Below are 16943 nucleotides of genomic sequence, written 5' to 3'. Positions count from 1 at the left end.
GACGCGCCGTCGTCGGAGGGAACGGTTTAAGTCCGCTTCTCTCTCAGTTACGAGTAGTATGACCGGAGTACCGCCGTCGAGGTGTGTGCCGTGAGTTCGGTCGCGGCCCGCGTCGACTCCGACGACCAGCTCGCGCGCCTCCTCCAGATTGGCATCGTGCTCGAGGAAGTCGTGGAGGCGCGCGCGCACCGCCACTACCAGTCGCTGCCCGCCGCGGAGCGCGACGAAGCCATCGAGGCGCTGCTCTCGGAAGCCAGCGAGGAGTCCGCGGAACACCGCCGCCGGCTCGAATCGCTCGTCGAGGCCCTGGACGCCGACAGCATCCCCTTCGAGGACGTCAAGGAGCTCGTCGCGGGGAGCTACGGGCAGACCGGCCCGGAGGACTTCGACGGCGTGCTCTACGACCAGTTGCACGGCGAGGAGACCGCGTACAAGTTCTACGACGACCTCATCGACGCCGTCGAAGCCAGCGAGGCGTCGTTCAGCGTCGACCGCGAGTCGGTCTTGGAGACGCTCCGGGAGATTCGCCACGCCGAAGCGGAGGGCGTCGAAGAAGTCGCGAAACTGATGGAGGCCCGCGCATGAGCACGAACGAACCCACTCAACGCCGGAGGTGTGTCGCGTGAACACTGCCGACCAGTACCTGAAGACCATCTTCCTCGTCGAACAGCTCGAGGACGGCCCCGCGGCGACCGGCGAACTCGCCGACCGCCTCGGCGTCAGCCCCGCGAGCGTCAACGAGATGGTCGGGAAGCTCGAGGACCGCGGACTCGTCACCCACGAGAAGTACAAGGGCGCGTCCGTCACCGACGACGGCGAAGCCCGCGCCCGCGAGGCGCTGCAGACGTACTGCATCCTCGAGCGCTTCCTCGCGAACGTCCTCGACGTCGACGACTTCCGCGCGGAAGCCCGTCAGCTGGAACCGGTCATCGACGAGACGGTCGCCGACCGCCTCGACATGATTATCGACCGCGAGCCGCAGTGTCCGGAGTGCTTCGACGCCGACGCCGACGCGTGCGGCCTGCTCGTCGAGGAAGGCATCGAAGCCGACGACTGAGGCGGCGCGGGGACTCCTCCACAGCCCGCGAAAAGCAATCTTATTGTGTTCCCGCCGGCTACCGTCGGTTGCAGTCCCGTGGTGTAGTGGCCAATCATATGGGCCTTTGGAGCCCATGACGGCGGTTCGAATCCGCCCGGGACTATTGTCAAATTTCCTACATTTTTGCGGGGCGAGCGGCGCGGACTTCGATTGAACCGACCGGCAAACCCGTTAATCTGTAGCCCGTACAGGGGACAATGAGCGATTCCGTCCGCGTCCTCCACGTCGACGACGAGCCGGGGTTCGCGGAGATGGCCGGCGAGTTCCTCGAACGCGAGGACGACCGCATCGAGGTCGTGACGGCCGCCGACGCCAGCGACGGATGCGCGATTCTCGCCGAGGACGACGTCGACTGCGTGGTGTCCGACTTCGACATGCCGGAGAAGAACGGCATCGAGTTCCTCGAAGCCGTCCGGGAAGAGTACCCGGACCTGCCGTTCATCCTGTTCACCGGGAAGGGCAGCGAAGAGGTCGCCAGCGACGCCATCTCCGCGGGCGCGACAGACTACCTCCAGAAGGAGGCGGGCACCGAGCAGTACACGATTCTCGCGAACCGCGTGCTGAACTACGTGGACACGGCGCGCGCGAACGCCCACCGGCAGCGCCAGCTAGACGCCATCGAAGCCGCCAAGGAAGGCATCAGCATCCTCGACGCGGACGGCGAGTTCATGTACGTCAACGAGGCGTACGCCGACCTCTACGGCTACGAGGCCGACGACCTCGTCGGCGAGCACTGGCGAATTCTGTACCCCGACGGCGCGGTCTCGCGCGTCGAAGACGAAATCCTCCCGCACGTCGGGGAGGTCGGCGCGTGGAGCGGGCAGACGACGGGGCTGCGGGCGGACGGTGAGACGTTCGTCGAGGACCACACGCTGGCGCAGACCGAGAACGACGAACTCGTCTGCACGGTGCGGGACGTCACGCAGGACCGCGAACGCGGGCAGGCGCTGGCGGCGCTGCACGACGCGGCGACGGACCTGGAAGCGGCGGACACCGAGGACGAGGTGTACGAGATTCTCGTGGACGCCGCCGAAGACATCCTCGACTTCGACCTCGTGGCGGTGGACATCCACGAGGGCGACGCGCTCGTGCAGGCGGCGTGGTCGCTGGACGCCGACACCGAGGGGTACTGGGAGGTGACGCCGCTGGACGAGGACACGTTCGCGACGCGGTCGTACCGACGACAGGAGACCATCGTCGCCGACGACCTCCGGGAGTACGAGATCACGCCCGCCGACCCCGACTACCGGTCGGCGTTGACGACGCCGATATCCGACATCGGGACGTTCCAGGCGGTCTCCCGGGAGCCGGAGGCGTTCGACGCGACCGACCGGGAGCTGGCGGAGTTGCTCGCGGGACACGCCCGGGAAGCGCTCACGCGCCTCGAATCTGAGCGTCGGCTGCGCGAGCGCACGGCAGAGCTCGAGCGCCAGAACCAGCGCTTAGAGGAGTTCGCGACCATCGTCAGCCACGACCTCCGCGCGCCGCTGAACGTCGCGAGCGGGCGCCTCGAACTCGCTCGCGAGGACGGCGACAGCGAGAGCCTCGCCGCGGTCGCGGACGCGCTGGACCGGATGGAGACGCTCATCGAGGACACGCTGACGCTCGCGCGCGAGGGGCGGGCGGTGACCGACCGCGAGCGCGTCGACGTCGCGCCGGTCGCCGAGCAGTGCTGGGAGCGCGTCGGCGGCGAGTCGGCGACGCTGGCGGTCGCCGACGAGTTCGCGGTTCGCGGGGACCGCGACCGCCTCCAGCAGGTGTTCGAGAACCTCCTCCGGAACGCCGTGGAACACGGTTCCACAGCCCCCGAGAACGCGCAGCGTTCTGCGGACGTCACGGTGCGGGTGGGCGCGCTCGCGGACGGGTCGGGGTTCTACGTGGAGGACGACGGCTCCGGCATCCCCACCGAGGAGCGCGACGACGTCTTCGAATACGGGTTCACGACCAGCGACGACGGCACCGGCTTCGGGCTCGCCATCGTGGAGGAGATTGCGGACGCGCACGGCTGGACGGTCGAGGTCACGGACAGCGAGGACGGGGGCGCGCGATTCGAGTTCACGGGCGTCGAACTGGCCGAGGGCGTCGACGCCGTGCAGTAGGCGCCAGCGACGCGGCGGGCGCCGAGCAGCGGCCCCGCGTGGTGGAGGGCAGGAGAGAAGGCGATGCGGCTGATTCTCGTTACGACCGGGTCGCGCGAGCCTCGCGAACGTCCGCGCCGTCCCGCACCATGTCCGGGCAGTCCGGACAGACGCGGGGCTGTTCGACGCCGGGCGGCGTGAACACGCGGACGTAGTCTTTGGTGACGAACGACTCGCAGTTCTGGCAGAGCGGCATCTCGATTGGAGCCCATGGAGTGTCAGTATATATGTTTTGTGTGCGTTCCAGCACGGTGAATAAATAGGCCTCGGGAGCCGACGGAGCGAACGGCCTAAGCGTCGCGGCCGCCTCCAGAGCGTATGAGCGATACGTTGGAATCGCTGCCGGATCGGCCGCTACGACAGCAGGAAGTCACCGCGCTCAACCACGCCGACGCGTTCTCGCTGGTGGTGCCCGTCGACCGCGAGGACGCCGTCGAGGCCGACACCCGCGAGCCCGTCGTCATCACCGAGCGCGTCATCCTCGGCACCGACGACTGGGTGACGGGGCTGGTGTACGACGACGGCTGGCTGGAAGTGGAGTCCGTCGCCATCGACGACCCCGACGAGGAGCGCTTCGACGCCATGCGGGACTGCGAGAGCGCCGTCGCGGACTACGACCTCGACTGACTCACCGGCTCTCGGGAGACCTGCAAAAGGCTAAAGAGAGAAACAAGCCTTCGTTGTAGTAATGACAGTACGTGTACGCCAGCTAACGGAGGTGAGACCGTGGGCGTCGAGATAAAGGAGTCGCCGGTCTCCGAGTCGCAGTTCGACGAGATGGCCGCGTTCGTCCGCGACTACCTCGAAGCCAGCGTCGAGAACGAGGACGACGGCGGACGGATGCGGTGGTACCCGTGGCACTCCGCGGAGTACCGGTTCACGCACATCCGGAACGTCGTCGACCTCGGCGAGCGCATCGCGCGCGAGGAGGGCGCGGACGTCGACGTCGTCCGCGTCGCGGCGCTGTTCCACGACATCGCGAAACTGGAAGCCGAACAGGAGGAGCACGCCGACGAGGGCGCGCGCATCGCGCGGAAGTACCTGGAGACCCACGGCGACTTCGCGCCGTCGTTCGTCGACCAGGTGTGTGCGGCCATCGCCGACCACTCCCACCAGGGCGACCTCTCGGAGCTCCCGCTGGAGACGCGGTGTCTCATCGAGGCGGACGTCCTCGACAAGGCGGGCGCGAACGGCGCGGCGCTGATGTTGCTGCGGATGGGTTACGAGGCCCGCACGCACGTCGACGCCGCGGAGATGATAGACCGCGTGCTCGAACGCGGGGAGACCGCCGCCGAGCGCGTGGAGAGCGACACCGCCGACTCCATCGCCCACCAGCGCGTCAAGCGCGTGCGGTGGTTCCGGGAGTGGCTAGAAGCCGAAGTGCCGGGAATGCGCGAGTAGCTCCAGCCCGGTCGCCCGTTTCAGGAAGAGCACGCCGAACAGCGCCAGCACTCCCGCGCTGACGTACGCGACGACCGTGCCGAACGCGTCGACGCGGTCGCCGGCCGCGCGCAGCGACGCGGGGAACCCCGCGACCCAGAGGAGGATGCCGGCGAAGAAACCGGCGATGGTGAGCGCGCCGTTCGCGGCCGACAACTGCAGCCCGAACGCCGAAATCTCGCTGGGGTCGAGGAGGCCGACGCCGGCGGTCAGCCACCACGTCACTTGGTAGGGGTTGGTGAGCGCGAGCACGAACGCCTTCCGGAAGCCGCGGCCCTCCGAGGGCTCGGCGTTGGAGAACGAGCCGGCGTCGCGGAACGCGCCGTACGCGTAGTAGAGCATCAACACGCCGCCGACGCCGACCATCACTCGCTCGACCGTCGGGGCGTCCTGAATGAAGGCGACGACGCCGACGAGCGCGAGCACGAAGAAGCACGCGTCGGCAGTCATCGCGCCCAGCCCCGCGGAGAAGCCCGCGCGCCAGCCACGCGTCACGGCTTCCTCGGCGATGACGGCGTTCATCGGGCCGGGCGGCGCGGCAAGCGACAGCCCGAGCGCGAGCCCGGCGACCACGGAGACGGCGGCGTCGAACACGGCAACAGGTAGTCGCGGCCGGAGAAAAAGACGCCGGTTACGGCGTCAGCGACACCGGGAGCAGGCGGGCGACCGTGCCGACGATGGCCTCCCAGACGGAGACGTCGAACAGGAGTTGGAGCGCGACGTCCCCGGCGAAGAAGAAGAACAGCGCGGCGGCCGCCACGTGCGCGCGGCGCGCGTCGAAGCTCCGGGAGAACCGCGCGAAGAACATCGCGTTCAGCAGGCTGACGGGGACGATGGCGGCCATCTCGCCGACCCAGATGGCGGGCGCGGCGCCGTACTGGGCGGCCAGCCCGATGGTGACCATCTGGGTCTTGTCGCCGAACTCGCCGGCGAACATCATCGCGAAGATGGGGACGAAGCCGCCGAAGTACGTGGGGACGGCGCGCCCGAAGATGGTGGCTTGCTCGAAGCGGCCACCGAGCGCGACGACGCCGCCGTCCCCCTGCATCGGCCCGGAACTGCCGTCGGCGGGCATCGAGCGCAACAGGAGGACGCCGAACACGAAGAACAGCGCGCCCGTGATGGCGTCGAGGTAGACGCCGGGGAGCGCGGTGCGGAGCGCGTTCCCGACGACGATTTCGATTGCGGTCCAGATAGCGAACGCGCTGGCGGCGGCGGCGACGACGACCTTCGGGTCGTACTGCGTGGACAGCCCGGCGATGATGAACTGGACTTTCTCGCCGGGGAGGGCGGCGAGCTGAGCGGCGAACGCGATGGCTGTCAGCTCCACGAAGCCGGTCACGCTTCAGTCACCTCGGCGTCGCCGTCGTCGACTGCGCGCACGCGAATCACGCCCGCGACGCGGTCCGGGAGGTGGACGTCCTCGCCGTCGACCTCGACGACGAACAGCCCGATGGGGGCGTGCTCGCGGACGGCGAGTTCGGTGCCGGGCTGGATGCCGGCGTCCTTGAGGTACCGCAGTTCGTCGACGTTGCGGTCGTCGACGCGCGCGACGACGACGCGGTCGCCGGCGTCGTGGTCGGCGAGCGTGGTGGTGTCGGGGTGTTCTGGGGGTTCGAGGTCGGCGCTGGGAATCGGGTCGCCGTGCGGATCGACGGTGGGGTCGTCGAGCTTCCGGGCGAGCCGTCGCTCGAACTCCTCGCTGATGTGGTGTTCGAGCGCGTCGGCCTCGTCGTGGACCTCGTCGTACTCGTAGTCGAGGTGGTCCGCGAGGAACGACTCCAGCAGGCGGTGGTGGCGCAGCACCTCCAGCGCGACGGTCTCGCCCTCGGGAGTGAGCTCGACGCCCTTGTACTTCTCGCGGGTGACGAGCCCGCGCTCTTCGAGCTTCCCGACCATGCTGGTGACCGTCGGGGGCGTGACGTCGAGGTAGTCGGCGATGGCGGAGGTCTTCACCGGCGGGCCGCGTTCGCGCTGGAGCACGTAGACGGCCTTGAGGTAGTCCTCCATGACGTCCGAGAGCATTCCTTGTCGAGGATTAGACGCGTCTAAATAAATAGTTGGCGGAGAGAAAACACGTGGTCGGCGGAACCGGAACCGGTTGGTCGCGGGCGTGGTCGACGACTGCGCGTTCGTGCGGCGAACGACGAGACTGGGCTGCACGTCCTCGGCTGAGAAAGAGTGGAGCGCGGCCGTCAGGCGGAGTGCTTCGCGTCCGCCCGCTGAGTCGCCTCGCTCTCGCGGCGGTTGCGCGCGAGCAGCGCGGCGAACAACACGAGGCCGACGCCGCGGAGCGCGAGGTCGACCGCCAGCGGCACGGTGCCGGTGGCGACGCCGAACAGCCCCAGGACGTCGAAGACGCCGGTGACGACCAGCGACGCCGCCATCGACAGCAGTGACCTGAACGCGGACGTGATACGCTCGACGCCCACAATCGGGTGACGCGACCAGACGTCGTCTAGTCCTGTAGTTGAAGTTTTTCGGGACGACGCAGTGTCAGTTGTCTGTCCAGACTCAGATACCCTTGCTCATCAGGTGCGAGCGCAGCACGTCGGCGTCCTTGTTGGCGGTTCCCGTGTTCAGGATGACGACCGTGTCGTCCTCGCCGAACGCGCCGTCCTCGGCGAGCGCCGACGCGCCAGAGGCGGCAGCCGCGCACGTCGCACCCATCTCCAGGCCCTCGTGGGCGGCGACCTGCGTGGCCGCGTCCAGAATCGCCTCGTCGCTGGTCGCGACCGCGCCGCCGTCGCTCTCCCGGAGCGCGTCCAACACGAGCGGGCTGGCGCCCGGGTCCGGAATCTCGATGCCGCCGCAGATGGTGTCCGGGGTGTCCCACGGCTCGTGGACGTCCCTTCCCTCCTGGAACGCGCGGACGATGGGCGCACAGCCCTCCGCCTGCGCGGCGTACATCGCCGGGAGGTCGTCGGTGAGCCCGAGGTCCCGGAGCTCTTTGGCCGCCTTGTGCATCCCGACGAGGCCGACGCCGCCGCCGGTCGGGTAGACGACGTGGTCGGGGGTCTCCCAGTCGAGCTGTTCGACGGTCTCGTACAGCATCGTCTTCTTGCCCTCGTGTCGGTACGGCGTCTCGAAGGTCTTCACCGAGTACCAGTCGTCGTGCTCGCTCATCGCGTCGTCGAAGGCCGCGCCCGCGTCCCCGATGCGGCCCTCCACGATTGTCATGTCCCCGCCGTGGACGTTCACCATCGCCTTGTTGGCGAACCCCGAGCGCGACGGCAGGAAGACGTGCGAGTCGATGCCCGCTCGGCGCGCGTACGCGGCCGCCGACTGGCCGGCGTTCCCGGCGGACGCGAGCGCCACGTCGCTGGCGCCGTGCTGGGCGGCCGCCGTCACCGCGACCGTCTGCCCGCGGTCCTTGAACGTCCCCGTCGGGTTGCGGCCCTCGTCCTTGAGGTAGACCGCGCCGACGCCCATCTCGTCGGCGAGCGTCGGGCACTCGACGAGCGCGGTCGCGCCCTCGTCCATCGACACCGCGGCGTCCCGCGAGAACGGCAGCAGTTCCTCGTAGCGCCACATCGAGTCGAAGCGCCGCGACTCGAAGGTCTCCCGGGTCACGTCGAGGCTGTCGTAGTCGTAGGTCGGGTCGAGGATGCCGCCGCAGTCCGGACAGCGGTGGGTCGCCTCGTCCGCGTCGAACGTCGCCTCGCAGTCTACGCACCGAAGCCCCTCGAAGGCCGGCGTCGTCTCCATGTGAGGGCCTTCACAGCGGGTGCGAAAAGCCCTGTCCCTTCTCGGGCGCGACCACGCCGAGAGCCCGCACGTTCTTGTCGCCCGCGGGCGAACGTCCGGGTATGTCTGACTCTCGGGTCGTGGTCGTCGGCGGCGGGCTCGCCGGGCTGACGGCGGCGCGCCACCTCACCGCGGACGGCTTCGACGTGACGCTGTTCGAGCGCAACGAGGACGTCGGCGGGCGCGTGCGCTCTCGGCGCGGCGACGGCTTCGTCTTCGACCGCGGCTTCCAGGTGTTGTTCACCGCGTACCCCGCGGCGAGGCGGGAACTGGACTTCGACGCGCTAGACCTGCGCGCGTTCTCGCCGGGCGCGACCATCTGCCGGGGCGACCAGCGCTCCGTGCTCGCGGACCCCCTGCGGGAGCCCGGTGCGCTCACGCAGACGCTGTTCAACGCCGAGATTTCGACGATGGACAAGCTCCGCACGCTCCGGCTGCGCGCGGACCTCAAGGCGAAGTCCGTGGAGGAGAGCTTCGCCGAGCCGGACGCCACCATCGAGCAGTACCTCTACGCGCGCGGCTTCTCCGAGCGGTACGTCGAGCGGTTCGTGCGGCCGTTCTACGGCGGTATCACGCTCGACCGCGACCTCGACACCTCGAAGCGCGTCTTCGAGTTCACGTTCAAGATGCTCTCGGAGGGGAAGACCGTGATTCCCGCCGGCGGGATGGGCGCCATCGCGCGCCAGCTCGCCGACCGCGCGGTCGAGCGGGACGCGCGCGTCGTGACGGAGACGCCCGTCGAGGACGTCGCCGCCGGAGACGCCGAAGTGGCCGTCCAGATTCCCGGCGAGACCGTCGCGGCGGACGCGGTCGTGGTCGCCGCGGACCCGAAGTCCAGCCGCGACCTCACCGGCGTCGACGCGATTCCGACCGACGGCCGCGGCTGCGTCACCCAGTACTTCGCGGTGCCGGCGGGCCACCCGCTCGCGGACAGCGACCGCATCCACCTGAACGCCGGTGGCGAGGTGCCGACGACAGTCGCGCCGCTGTCCGGCGTCGCGCCCGAGTACGCGCCCGACGGCCGCGCGCTCGTCGCCGCGACGACGGTCGGCCACGAGGACGCCGGCGACGACGTCCGCGCGGAGTCCGACGGCGACCTCGAAACACGGACCCGGGAGACGCTCTCGGCGTGGTATCCGGCGGCGTCGCTGGGCGACTTCGAGTTGCTGCGCACCGACCGCCTGCCGTTCGCGCAGTTCGCCCAGCCGCCGGGCGTCCACGAGGACCTTCCCGACGTTCGCGCGCCCGACGGCGCAGTCTACCTCGCGGGCGACTACACCCACGACTCCTCCATCAACGGCGCATTAGAGAGCGGCAAAGCGGCGGCGGACGCGGTCAGCGCGGACTTACAGTAGGCCGCGGAACTCGCAGAGCGCCGGGAACGCCAGCGTCTCCCCCTCGCTGACGACCACCGGACGGAAGCCGCTGGGGTCCGCGAGCATCGAGGACAGCGAGTCGTCGCGCCGCAGGCCGTTCACCAGCGTCCCCGGGGCGAGCCGCGTGAACGCCGGCAGCACGACGACGTCGCTGCCGTCGTGCTGGCGCGGCCCGTAGAGGAAACACGGGTGGCGCGCGCCCTCGATTTCGACCGCGGGATGCTCGTGGCCGACGACGTACCGCTCGGCGTCCACCGGCGGGTCGTCGTGGCCGTGCCAGACCGCCGTGCCGTCCGCGAGCACGACGGCGTCCTCGGCGTCGACGCCGACGGCGTCCAGCATCGCGTCGTGGTTCCCGCGCACGACGCGGAACCCCGCGCCCGCGTCGCTGACGGTCGCCTCGATGGCGTCGACTGTCTCGCGGACGCCCTCGGGGACGCTCCCGCGGACGTGCAGGAGGTCGCCCGCGACCACGACCGTCGCCGGCTCGAACTCCGCGAGCAGGGCGTCGAGGCGCTCCACGAGATCCGCGCGCTCCCCCAGCGGCAGCGCGACGTCGGAGGCCGCGTCCCGGCCGACGTGGACGTCCGCGAGCACGAGCGCGTCCGCCTCCGGGAGGTACGCGGCGCGCTCGCCGAACGCCAGCCACGACGGAGTGTCGCTCACACCGTCCAGTCGGCACTACGGTGGGTTAGGTCCAGCGGTCCGCGAGCAGACAGGAAAACGGGTCGCGTCAGCCGATGTACCGGAGGTCTTCCTCGCCGCCGGGGCTCGGGCTCTCCTCCATCTCGCGGAGGCGGCTGACGACCTCCTCCATCTCGTCGGCTCGGTCGTCGAGGGCTTCCTCGTCGAGGTCGAACCCGAGGAGGTCCTCCAGAACTGCGAGGACGGCCTTCGCCGCCTTCGGGTCCACGAGGTAGCCCGACGTCTCGCCCATCAGGCACGCGGCGTCGAAGCCGCGGCGACCACCGAGCCCGAGCAACAGGCCGCTGGAACCGACGATGCCGCCCGCGGGCTCCTCGCTGCGGAACTCCACGCCCGCGCCTTCGAGGCGCTCCTTGAGGTCCTCGTCGGAGACGGCGCCGATGACGTCGTGCTCCTCGACGAGCTCCCCCGTAGGGACGCCGCCGAGCGCGTACAGCTCGCTCGCGCCGAACTCCTCGGCGACGCCGAGGACCGCTTCGGTGACGCGGTAGTGGCCGACGTTGTCCTGGGCCTGGTGGTTGCCCGTCAGCACGAGGAGGTCCCGGCCCTCCGTGTCGACGGCGTGAATCTCGGCGTGCGCCAGTTCCGCGACGCTGTCGTCCCCGACCGTGACCTGCGGCGGGAAGTGCTCGCTGTGTACGCGCGCGACGAGGTCGCTGTCGGCCTCCTCGACGACGTGCTCGGCGACGAGCTTCCCGACGTGCCCGACGCCGGGCAGTCCTTCGACGAACACGGGGTCGTCCAGCTCCGGCTCTGACTCCCACGCGATGTCGATTTCGTCCATACCCTAGGGGCGGCTGCGTTCCTTAAGAGCGCGTCGGTACCGCCCGTGGGGGTCTTCGGGGTCGAACGGCGCCGGCGCGCTGTTGACGGCGTCGGCGCCGCAGTCGGGACACTCCGCAGAAAGCGTGTACACCGGGCGGTCGTGGCGCTCGCGCCACGCCGAACACACCCGGATGTCTGACTTCATTCCTCTTCGAGCTGGCGCTCGCGGTGGAAGTTCCCCTCGCCGCCCTGCGCGTCGATTTCCTCGACAGCGCGGGCGCCCGCGGCTTCCAGCTGGTCCTCGGCGGTCTTGTAGTTCGGCGCCTGCACCCGAATCCGGTACTCGGGCGCGCCGACGTACGTCACGTCGAGGTCGGCCTCGTCGGGGACCTCGCCGTTCCCCTCGGCGGCCTGCAGGGCTTCCTTCACGTCGTCGACGCCGTCGGCGTCGGGCGACGTCAGCGTCACGTAGCCCGTGACCGTGACGTACGGCACGGAGACGTTCTCGCGCGCGGTCTCGACGATGGCGTCCTGCTCGTCGTCGTCGAGGTCCGTCTTCTCGAGGGCCTCGTAGCCGTGAATCGCGGCCTGCTCGAACCCCTCGTAGAGGCTGCCGAACTCACCGAGCAGCTCGTTGGCGATGCGGCGGAACTGGTCGTCGTCCATGTCCTCGCCGAACGCCAGCGTCAGCCACTTGTCGGCCTTCTGCTCGTTCTTCCACTCCTGAATCTTGTCCGAGCGCTGGTGGTCGTTGACGTCCTTCAGCGAGAGGTCGATCTGCTGGGCGGACTCGTCGACGTCCAGCACCTTCGCGACGACCGTCTGGTCCTCGTTGACGTGGTCGCGTACGTTCTTGATCCAGCCGCTGGCCACTTCGCTGACGTGTACGAGGCCGCGCTTGTCCTCGTACTCTTCGAGGTCGACGAACACGCCGAAGTCCTCGATGTCGTCGACCTTGCCGACGACGAGTTCGCCCTCCTCGGGCCAGCCGACGTACTTCATCTGGCCTCGACGGTTTCGACGACCTCACCCGCGAACTCCGCCTCGCCGCCGGTCGGACGCGCGAGCGTCGTCCCGCAGACGGCGCAGGCGACCTCCGAGGAGGCCTTCCCGAAGACGATTTGCTCGTTCTCGCAGTCCGGACACTCGACTTTGAAGAATCCACCCGTCATCGTTAGTCCTGAAGGGTGAGACGGCCGGTGCGCCATCCCTCGCGGAGGTGGGCGTTCCCGCACTCGTTGCAGCGGTACTTGAGGTCCGTCTTCTTCGTCGGCTTGTTGCCGACCGGCACCTTCGAGAAGCGGCCGTGGTTCCCGATGGAGGCGTTCGCGCGCTTGGTGCGGCGAGCGTCCCACTTCATCCCCGAGGAGCGGCCGGTGCGGACCTTCTCGACCTCGATTTGGTTGTGTTCGTCACAGTGCGGGCAGTAGCTGTTGAATCGGCGTGGCATCTCCATAGGCTAAATCAGCTCTGTTGTCTCTCGGTTACACGCGGCCGCTTAAAATCCGTTTGGTTTCGCGGACGGAACCCCCCAGCGCACGCACAGGTTTTTGCTGGCGGCCCGCGAGGCCCCGAGTATGGTCCCGCGCCGCACGGTCGCCCTCCCCGCAGCCGCGCTCGTCGTCGCGCTCGCGCTCGCCGCCGGAGCCGCCGCCGCACCGCCGCCCGAGGACGTCTGCGGCGCGTGCGGCGAGTCCTTCGAGGCCGCCGCCGACGAAGCGGGCACGCCAGTCACCGTCGTCGAATCCTCGCTGGACGTCCACGTCCGCGCGAACGGGAGCGCGCGCGTGGTCGTGCAGAACGAGCTGGCGGGCGACGGCGCACCGCGAGTCGCGAACCACTCCGACGCGGTCCTCGCTGCGCTCGCCGAGGGCGACGACGCGCTCGCGCCCGTTCCAAAGAACGCCACCCTCAGCGTAGACGGGTCCCGCGTCAGAATCACGCACGTCGACCGCGACTTCGGGCACGCGTCGTTCGGCGGCGTCGTCCTCGCGGACGCGGTCCACGACGCGCGGACGGGCTGGGAGGTCGACACCGACGCCTTCCGGCTGCACGCCCCCGACGGGTACACGATTACTGCGGGCGCGAGCGGCGACGTCCTCTCGCGAGAATCCGGGGAGTACGTCGACGACGACTACGTAGCGTTCGCGCCCGACGGCGGCGCCGTCTCGACGGTCGCGACCGAACTCGCAATCGGCGTCGAGGTGCTCCCGGGCTTCCTCGCGGCCTCGGGGCTCGTGCTCGCCGTGCCGGTCGTCGCGCTCGCGGTGCTCCTCCGCGCGCTCGGCGCGTTCGTCGACCGCGCCGGCACGCCCGAGAACACCGAACGCGTCGGCAGAGCGCTCGCGGCGGCCGGCGCGCTCGTCGCGGTCGTCGCTGTCGCGTCGGGGCTGGCAGACACGTCCTTCAGCCTCGTCGGCGCGACCGCGCTGTTCGCCGCGCTCACGGCGACCGTCGTCGGCGGCCTCGCCGCCACCGACCGGCTCGACGGCGCTCGCGTGCTCACGGCCGCCGCGGTTGGGACGCCGCTGGCGCTCGGCGTCGTCGCGACCGGCGTCGGCGCGGCCCTCCACCCGGGTATCGCCACCATGACGGCGGCTCGCGCGCTCTCGGCGGGCCTGCTGGCCGCGCACGGCTGGGCGTTCGCGGTCGTCGGCGCCACCAGAACCGAGCGCGGCGGGTGGACCGACGTCGCGACCGCCGTCGTCCCCTTCGTCGCCGTAATCGCGCCGCTCGGAGGCATCGTGGCCTTGCTCGGCCCGACGTCGCTGCTGTGGTTCCTCGTGTTCGGGTGGGTTCCGCTGCTCGCCGCGTTCGGGCTGCCCGCGTACTGGCTGGGCGCCGCACTCGCCGCCGAGTGACGCCGCGCTTCGAAGCGTTTAATCCGTCACCCTCCGAAGCCGCAGCCATGAAGCGACTCATCATCCACGGCGACCCCGGCGTGCGCCGTGACGGCGTCATCGAGTACGACGGCGAGGAGAAGGTCCTCTTCCAGGTGACGCGCAACGGCGACTGGCACGGCCCCGACGAGGTCCAGCTGTGGTGCGTGATGGGTGACGAGGACGAACTCGAGGACTACGAGAAGCGCAACTTCGTCCCGCACTGGCTCGACGTCGAGACCGCCGACGCCGACGACATCACCGTGAAGAAGCGCGCCGGCGACCTCGCGGTCTGATTCTCGGCTCCGACCTCGCTTCGCTCACTGCTCGACGAGCTCCGAGTGCGTGACCTCGTAGACGGTGACGTTCTCGTTCGTGAACGCGACGCTGATGCCGGGCTCCTCGTCGGTGACGCGCACGTCGTAGCGCTCGCGCTCGACCGGCCCGACCCAGACGTACTGCACGTCGTGCTTCCGCAGGATGATGGCCCGCGAGACGGCTTCGCTGGTCTCGTAGACGACGCCCACGTCGCTGACGCGCGTCCGGTACGCCGAGTCGCTGTGGTAGTTGCCGGCGTGCGCCCAGCCCGCGACCGTCGGTATCCCGGTGAGACTGGACGCCGGGTTCTGCCACGTGTACGGCGTCGTCCCCGGCGCGGAGACGATGTGGGGCTGCCCCGGCTGCTCGTTCAGCCACTCGATTGCGGCGCCCTCGTCCGGGCGCTCGTCGTTGACGTGCTCGAAGGCGTCGAGGGTCGCGTCGTCCGCGCTGTCGACGTGGCTGGCGACCGCGAACCCGCCGTAGACCGAGGCCGACACGACCAGCAGGACGGCGAGCGCGGCGCCGCCGACCGACCGTAGCCGGGACGCGTCGGGCGTCCGCGCGGCGAGCGCGGCGAGCGCGACGCCGGCCGGCACCGACCACAGCGCCCACACCTGGGCGTACACCTTGAAAATCGTGTTGTAGCGCTCGTAGGACGCCGCGTCGGCGACGTAGACGTACTCGACGAGGACGACGAGGCCCGCGCCGGCGACGACGAGCACCCCCTCGAAGCCGACCGCGTCCCGCCGCCGCAGCAGCCACGCGCCAGCGAGTATCGGCCCGGCGAGCAGGACGCCGACGACGCCGACGCGCACGCCCGCGATTACGGGGTCGAACGACGCCGCGAGCAGCACCGCGGCGACCGCGGCGAGCGCGGCGGCCGCCCAGTCCGAGCCGCCGCGAGCGACGCGGGAGACGAGGTACGCGCCGAACGACACGAGGAACAGACCGTGCACGAGCAGGAACGCGCCGAGTTGCGTCGGCACGGGGAACGCCGCGGGGTGTTGGTTGCTCGCGCCCGCGAGCAGAACGTTCGAAACGAACGGCCACGCCACGACGAGCCCCAGCACCGCGACCGTGACCGCGACGCCGACGCCGAGGAGGACGCGCTGCACCTCGCGCGCTGCTTCGCTCGACCGCTCGAATCGCCGTGCGACGGACTCGGGCAGCAGCGTTCGCGGGCCGGCGTCCGCGAGCGCGACGCTCAGCATCGCCACGCCGGCGACGGCCGGGAAGCTCCACGTGTTCACCGTGAGAATCGTCGCCGCCGCGACCGGGAACGCGCCGAACAGCAGTACGAGCCGGCGGCGCTGCTCCGACTCGGGGGTTCGCGTGTACGCCAGCCCGATGCCGACCGCGAGGAACAGCACGGCGACGCTCATCATGTGCGCGTGCAGGTCGCCGTTCAGGTACGCGAACAGCGGAAACTCGTTGATGCCGGTCTCTACGACGCGGCTCGCGTGCCACATGTCGAACTCCGCGGGCGAAATCGTCGGCGCGCGGTTGGACTTGATGCCCGCGGCGACGACCGCCTCCCGGACCACGTCGTAGGTGCCCGCGAGCAGCCGCACCGGCGTCACGAGGTTGCTCGCGAACCCGTAGACGAACGCCGCCAGAATCCCCGCGCGGACCCGCGTCGACCCCGCGAGCACGGCGGCCGCGAACGCAGCCGGCACGGCGAGGTAGTACCACGGCACGCCCAGCGTCACGAGCAACACGACGAAGACGACCGCCGCGACGCCGAGCGCTATCGAACCCTCGACGGGCTCGCTGTCCTCGAAGCGGCCCGCGGTAATCGTACTCGCGAGCCCGTACGCGGCGGTCACGGCCATCGCGTAGAAGCCCGCCAGCGCCGGGTCGTAGGCGAACCGGCCGGTCGTCCCGGACAACAGCGCAAGCGTCGCCGCCATCAGGTGGCCGCCGTAGTAGTAGACGACGCGCTCGCCCGCGAACCAGAAGTCCTGGGGCGGTAGCCGGTCGGCGCGCAACAGGCTCTGCAGCAGCCCGAAGTCGAGGAACTTCTCGCCGCCGTAAGGGTGGACGCCGTCCGCAGCCGCCCGAATCGCGATTAGGAACAGGAACGCGACGGTGAACACCGCTACGACCTCCGCGAGCGGGCGCTTCGGGACGTCGACGCCGCCGCGCGCCAGCCACGCCGACGCCGCTACCAGCGCGGCTGCGACGCCGACAACCACCCACAGCCCGAACGCCAGTTGGCCGACCCACAGCGTCGGCACCGTCAGCAACACGACGGCCGTCGGCACGGCCAGCGACGCGCCCCGGTCCGGCGCGTCCGGCAGCAGTCGCGCCGCGAACGGCAGCCCGACGACCAGCAACACCTGGTAGAGCAGCCACCAGCGAACGACGACGCCGTACTCCATCGGTGGAACCGTACGCAGCCGCCGCTAAACGCTTTCGGGTTCGTTCTCTGCGCTCCCCTCTCGACGACCGAACGGCTTAATGCTCGCACCCG

The 16943-nt window shown here is 70.0% G+C and carries 21 protein-coding genes and 1 tRNA gene; 9 read left to right on the top strand and 13 right to left on the bottom strand.

The annotated features are described in order from the left end of the window. Window positions 1–90 precede the first annotated feature (90 nt). The 4 genes from ABSL23_RS08905 (at window position 91) to ABSL23_RS08890 (ending at window position 3198) form a co-directional block, all read left to right on the top strand. Window positions 91–585 carry a ferritin-like domain-containing protein gene (locus ABSL23_RS08905; RefSeq protein WP_353633457.1) on the top strand — a complete coding sequence of 165 codons (495 nt, stop codon included), beginning with the start codon at window positions 91–93 and terminating at the stop codon, window positions 583–585. A gap of 37 nt (window positions 586–622) precedes the next feature. After that, on the top strand, window positions 623–1057 hold the full coding sequence (locus ABSL23_RS08900; RefSeq protein ID WP_059056269.1) for a metal-dependent transcriptional regulator: 435 nt from the start codon (window positions 623–625) through the stop codon (window positions 1055–1057). A gap of 72 nt (window positions 1058–1129) precedes the next feature. Further along, window positions 1130–1202 (top strand) — tRNA-Gln (locus tag ABSL23_RS08895). A gap of 94 nt (window positions 1203–1296) precedes the next feature. Continuing rightward, the gene (locus ABSL23_RS08890) at window positions 1297–3198 is read left to right on the top strand and encodes an ATP-binding protein (protein WP_353633456.1); all 1902 of its coding nucleotides are present in this window, start codon (window positions 1297–1299) and stop codon (window positions 3196–3198) included. Between the two features lie 79 nt (window positions 3199–3277). Here ABSL23_RS08890 and ABSL23_RS08885 read toward each other — a convergent pair whose 3' ends face one another. Next, window positions 3278–3433: a hypothetical protein gene (locus ABSL23_RS08885; protein ID WP_169793386.1), complete on the bottom strand. Its 156-nt coding sequence runs from the start codon at window positions 3431–3433 to the stop codon at window positions 3278–3280. Window positions 3434–3555: 122 nt separating this feature from the next. On the opposite strand from ABSL23_RS08885, the gene ABSL23_RS08880 reads away from it, so the two are divergent. After that, window positions 3556–3864, top strand: a complete 309-nt coding sequence (locus ABSL23_RS08880; protein WP_353633455.1) for a hypothetical protein — start codon at window positions 3556–3558, stop codon at window positions 3862–3864. A 99-nt stretch (window positions 3865–3963) separates the two neighbouring features. After that, window positions 3964–4638, top strand: coding sequence for an HD domain-containing protein (locus tag ABSL23_RS08875; RefSeq protein ID WP_353633454.1), 675 nt, complete (start codon window positions 3964–3966; stop codon window positions 4636–4638). Here ABSL23_RS08875 and ABSL23_RS08870 read toward each other — a convergent pair. The 5 genes from ABSL23_RS08870 to ABSL23_RS08850 all read right to left on the bottom strand — a co-directional run bounded on the left by ABSL23_RS08870 (window position 4606) and on the right by ABSL23_RS08850 (window position 8385). Continuing rightward, window positions 4606–5271, bottom strand: coding sequence for a LysE family translocator (locus ABSL23_RS08870; protein ID WP_353633453.1), 666 nt, complete (start codon window positions 5269–5271; stop codon window positions 4606–4608). The two genes, ABSL23_RS08875 and ABSL23_RS08870, sit on opposite strands and share 33 nt — an antisense overlap. A gap of 37 nt (window positions 5272–5308) precedes the next feature. After that, the gene (locus ABSL23_RS08865) at window positions 5309–6019 is read right to left on the bottom strand and encodes a TMEM165/GDT1 family protein (RefSeq protein ID WP_353633452.1); all 711 of its coding nucleotides are present in this window, start codon (window positions 6017–6019) and stop codon (window positions 5309–5311) included. Continuing rightward, entirely contained in the window at window positions 6016–6702 is a 687-nt protein-coding gene (locus ABSL23_RS08860) for a metal-dependent transcriptional regulator (protein ID WP_353633451.1), read from the bottom strand. The genes ABSL23_RS08865 and ABSL23_RS08860 overlap by 4 nt, the downstream gene beginning before the upstream one ends. A 170-nt stretch (window positions 6703–6872) precedes the next feature. Then, the gene (locus tag ABSL23_RS08855; RefSeq protein ID WP_353633450.1) at window positions 6873–7109 is read right to left on the bottom strand and encodes a hypothetical protein; all 237 of its coding nucleotides are present in this window, start codon (window positions 7107–7109) and stop codon (window positions 6873–6875) included. A gap of 82 nt (window positions 7110–7191) precedes the next feature. Then, complete coding sequence (locus tag ABSL23_RS08850) at window positions 7192–8385, bottom strand: threonine synthase (RefSeq protein WP_353633449.1); 1194 nt, start codon at window positions 8383–8385, stop codon at window positions 7192–7194. A gap of 101 nt (window positions 8386–8486) precedes the next feature. Between ABSL23_RS08850 and ABSL23_RS08845 the strand changes: the two genes are divergently transcribed. Beyond that, complete coding sequence (locus tag ABSL23_RS08845; protein ID WP_353633448.1) at window positions 8487–9779, top strand: NAD(P)/FAD-dependent oxidoreductase; 1293 nt, start codon at window positions 8487–8489, stop codon at window positions 9777–9779. Here the strand turns inward: ABSL23_RS08845 and ABSL23_RS08840 are convergent. From ABSL23_RS08840 to ABSL23_RS08815, 6 genes are all read right to left on the bottom strand, one after another. Further along, window positions 9771–10466, bottom strand: coding sequence for a metallophosphoesterase (locus ABSL23_RS08840; RefSeq protein ID WP_353633447.1), 696 nt, complete (start codon window positions 10464–10466; stop codon window positions 9771–9773). The two genes, ABSL23_RS08845 and ABSL23_RS08840, sit on opposite strands and share 9 nt — an antisense overlap. A gap of 67 nt (window positions 10467–10533) precedes the next feature. After that, entirely contained in the window at window positions 10534–11289 is a 756-nt protein-coding gene (locus ABSL23_RS08835) for a proteasome assembly chaperone family protein (RefSeq protein WP_353633446.1), read from the bottom strand. A 3-nt stretch (window positions 11290–11292) separates the two neighbouring features. Then, window positions 11293–11475, bottom strand: a complete 183-nt coding sequence (locus ABSL23_RS08830) for an RNA-protein complex protein Nop10 (RefSeq protein WP_059056254.1) — start codon at window positions 11473–11475, stop codon at window positions 11293–11295. Then, window positions 11472–12272, bottom strand: coding sequence for a translation initiation factor IF-2 subunit alpha (locus ABSL23_RS08825; RefSeq protein ID WP_059056253.1), 801 nt, complete (start codon window positions 12270–12272; stop codon window positions 11472–11474). Before ABSL23_RS08825 ends, ABSL23_RS08830 begins: the two co-directional genes overlap by 4 nt. Next, window positions 12269–12442 (bottom strand): 30S ribosomal protein S27e, encoded by a 174-nt coding sequence (locus tag ABSL23_RS08820; RefSeq protein WP_353633445.1) that lies wholly within the window; start codon window positions 12440–12442, stop codon window positions 12269–12271. Before ABSL23_RS08820 ends, ABSL23_RS08825 begins: the two co-directional genes overlap by 4 nt. 2 nt (window positions 12443–12444) lie before the next feature. Then, window positions 12445–12726: a 50S ribosomal protein L44e gene (locus tag ABSL23_RS08815; protein ID WP_059056251.1), complete on the bottom strand. Its 282-nt coding sequence runs from the start codon at window positions 12724–12726 to the stop codon at window positions 12445–12447. A gap of 121 nt (window positions 12727–12847) precedes the next feature. Between ABSL23_RS08815 and ABSL23_RS08810 the strand changes: the two genes are divergently transcribed. Both ABSL23_RS08810 and ABSL23_RS08805 read left to right on the top strand, forming a co-directional pair. After that, a complete protein-coding gene (locus ABSL23_RS08810; protein WP_353633444.1) occupies window positions 12848–14131 on the top strand; it encodes a hypothetical protein in 1284 nt (427 codons plus the stop codon). 47 nt (window positions 14132–14178) lie between these two features. Next, window positions 14179–14445 (top strand): HAH_0734 family protein, encoded by a 267-nt coding sequence (locus ABSL23_RS08805; protein WP_059056249.1) that lies wholly within the window; start codon window positions 14179–14181, stop codon window positions 14443–14445. A gap of 24 nt (window positions 14446–14469) precedes the next feature. Here the strand turns inward: ABSL23_RS08805 and ABSL23_RS08800 are convergent, their stop codons facing one another. Further along, on the bottom strand, window positions 14470–16851 hold the full coding sequence (locus ABSL23_RS08800; protein ID WP_353633443.1) for a DUF2298 domain-containing protein: 2382 nt from the start codon (window positions 16849–16851) through the stop codon (window positions 14470–14472). Between the last annotated feature and the right edge of the window lie 92 nt (window positions 16852–16943).

It is taken from the genome of Halobacterium sp. NMX12-1 (assembly GCF_040435975.1).
Classification (GTDB): Archaea; Halobacteriota; Halobacteria; order Halobacteriales; family Halobacteriaceae; genus Halobacterium; species Halobacterium hubeiense.
Note: the sequence above shows the minus strand (reverse complement) of the source record. Positions and strands in the feature narration are given on the sequence as shown.